Raw genomic sequence first — 2,668 nt, 5'->3', positions numbered from 1 at the left:
TGTCAACGGCCAGTAGGAATTGCCCATTGGCGGCCAGCAGAAGTGCCCGCTGGTGGCCATGAGAACTGCCCGTTCGCGGCCAGGAGTTCTGCCCACCGGGTTGTGGTGGCCCTGGCCGCGTAGGGCGGTTCGGCGGTCAGTTCATCGGGGTCACCCCCGTGCCGGCGAGGGCTTGCGCGAGCCGGATCGAGTCGCCGCTGGTCTGCGCGAGGTGGGCGTGGTGGAGGAGCCGGTCGACGGTCGCGGTGGCGAGGGTCTTGGGCATGAGTTCGTCGAAGCCGGCGGGGTGCAGGTTCGAGGAGATCGCGATGGAGCGCTTCTCGTAGGCGGCGTCGACGAGCCGGTAGAGACCCTCGGCGGCGTCGTCGCCGACGCCCAGCAGCCCGATGTCATCGACCACGACGAGGTCGGCGCGGAGGATGCGGGCGACGGTGCGGGTGACGGTGTCGTCGGGTCGGTGCGCGCGGATCAGCGCGCCGAGGTCCTCGAGCCGGAACCAGGCGACTTTCAGCCCTTGCTCGACGGCGTGCTGGCCGAGCGCTTCGAGGAAGAACGTCTTGCCGGTGCCGGCGGGTCCGCAGATGACGAGGTTCTCGCGCCGGTGCACCCATTCCAGGGTCCGCAGCGACTGCTGCGTCGGGGCCGGGATCGTGGACAGCGACGGGTCCCAGGTGTCGAAGGTCTTCCCGGTGGGAAAGCCGGCGGCCTTGCGCCTGGCGGCGAGCATCGACCTGGCACGACCGGCGATCTCCTCATCCAGCAGCGCCTTGACGATCTCGGCCGGTTCCCAACGCTGGCTCCTGGCGGTGGCGAACAGCTCGGGCGCGAGGCCGCGCGCGTAGGGCATCTTCAGCTGCCGCATGATCGCCTCCAGCTCGGCGGGGATGGGCGGGGCGGCAGGGGTCGCGACGCTCATGCTCCGGCCTCCTCGCGCGCCTCGTCGGCGCTGACCGCGTCGACTTGGATCGCGGGTTCCGGGTGGCCGATGCTGGCCCAGCCGCGGGTGCCTTGCGCGAGCGAGCGCGATTCCGACGCCGTCCGCGCCGGCGTCGCCGACGCCTTGGAGCCGAGGATCGAGGCGAGGTCACCGGCGCCGAAGCGGCCGAACGCGGCAGCGGTCCCGAGCGCCTCATCGACCGGCTCGATGCCGTGGATGCGGGCCAGCTGCACCGCTTCGCGCATCTTCTGGTTCACCCGCGCGGTGCCCGACGCGGCGGCCTCCAGCAGCCACGCTGCCGCGCCGTGCCCGATGCCGAGGAACTCCGCCTCCTCGCCGCTGCGCGCCTTGATCGCGTAGTCGCCCGGGACCTTGACCGGCTGCTCCGGGAAGTGCTCGTCCGCGATGCGGGGCGAGCCGGGGCGGGCGCGCGGGTGCCGGGCGACCTCGACCGGCCCGTCGATGCCGTGATGGACGAGCACGATCCGCTCGGCCTCGCCGACGCCCTGCGCGCGGACGAACACCTCCGCGCCCATCAGCCGGTGCGGGACCGAGTATTGGCCGTGTTCGAACGCCACCATCGGCGTGTTCGGCGGCACCTGCCGCGAGAGCCCGAACGCGATCGTATGCGCACGCGCCGGCACCGGATGCAGCCGCCGCTGCTCCTCGGCCAGCGCCTCGGCGGGCAGCCGGCGCGTGATGCGGTGCTGCCGGCCGTTGACCTCGTCCATGAACGCCGCGCACGCCGCCTCCAGCTCCGCGAACGAGCCGTAGCCGTCCCGCAGGTTCGCGCCTGTCGGCACCAGGTCGGCCTTGGCGAGCTTCACCGACGCCTCCACGCCGCCCTTGGACGCCGGATCCGCCGGCTGGCAGGTGAGCACCGTCACCCCGTAATGGCGCGCGAACGACACCGTCTGCGCGTTCCGCACCGGCACCCCGGCGACGTGCATCGCGGTGACCGTCTTCTCATTGTCAGTCAGAACGTACGTCGGCGCGCCACCCAGGAGCCGGAACGTGCGATCCAGCGCCGCGAACACCGACGGCAACGTCTTGTCCCGGATCGGGATCACTACCCGGAACCTCGAGAACGCCAGCCACGCGACGAACAGCACCGTCTTGACGCCATCGACGACCGGGCCGTCGCCGAAGTCGTACTGCAACCACAGCCCCGGCTCCGTGACCCACGGCCGATGCACCCGGCGCCGGCCCGCCCGCCACGCCGTCTTCGCCTCCGCGACCGCGCGCCGCACGGTCCGCTCCGACCCGTCGAAGCCGGACGCGGCGAGCACCTCGTGCACCTTGTCCGCCCGCACCTTCCCCTGCGAGCGATCGACAAGCTCCTCGACCTTCGCCAGGAACCCGTCGATCACCTTCGACCGCGGCGCCGACGCCCCGATCGGGCGCCCCGCATCCCGGGCCGCGACATGCGCGGCGACCGTGTGATGCGAGCATCCCGCGAGCTCGGCAGCACCCCGAAACGACCCGGTCAGGTCGTACGCTTCCAAAATTTCCATGATCTCTCCGTCAGACTTCACAGCAGCCCCTTCCCGGGCATCGATACGGCGTCAAGCACCGTCATCGAACCCGGGGAGGAGCCCCGCCACCGCGACGACGCGCGGAGCGGAACCATCAGACGTGGGCAGAACTCGTGGCCACCAGCGGGCAGATCTGCTGGCCATCTACGGGCAGTTCTCGTGACCGCCTACGGGCAGTTTCACATGGCCGCCAACA

General features: G+C 71.4%; 2 protein-coding genes. Both read right to left on the bottom strand.

The features are described 5' to 3' along the window. Nucleotides 1-136: 136 nt before the first annotated feature. Nucleotides 137-916: an IS21-like element helper ATPase IstB gene (gene istB / locus J1M46_RS15070; RefSeq protein ID WP_206448802.1), complete on the bottom strand. Its 780-nt coding sequence runs from the start codon at nt 914-916 to the stop codon at nt 137-139. Next, nucleotides 913-2,472 (bottom strand): IS21 family transposase, encoded by a 1,560-nt coding sequence (istA, locus tag J1M46_RS15065; protein WP_206448801.1) that lies wholly within the window; start codon nt 2,470-2,472, stop codon nt 913-915. Before istA ends, istB begins: the two co-directional genes overlap by 4 nt. Nucleotides 2,473-2,668: the final 196 nt, after the last annotated feature.

The organism is Agrococcus sp. KRD186, assembly GCF_017168255.1.
GTDB lineage: Bacteria > Actinomycetota > Actinomycetes > Actinomycetales > Microbacteriaceae > Agrococcus.
The sequence above is the reverse complement of the archived record's forward strand: the minus strand, read 5'-3'. Positions and strand labels throughout refer to the sequence as shown.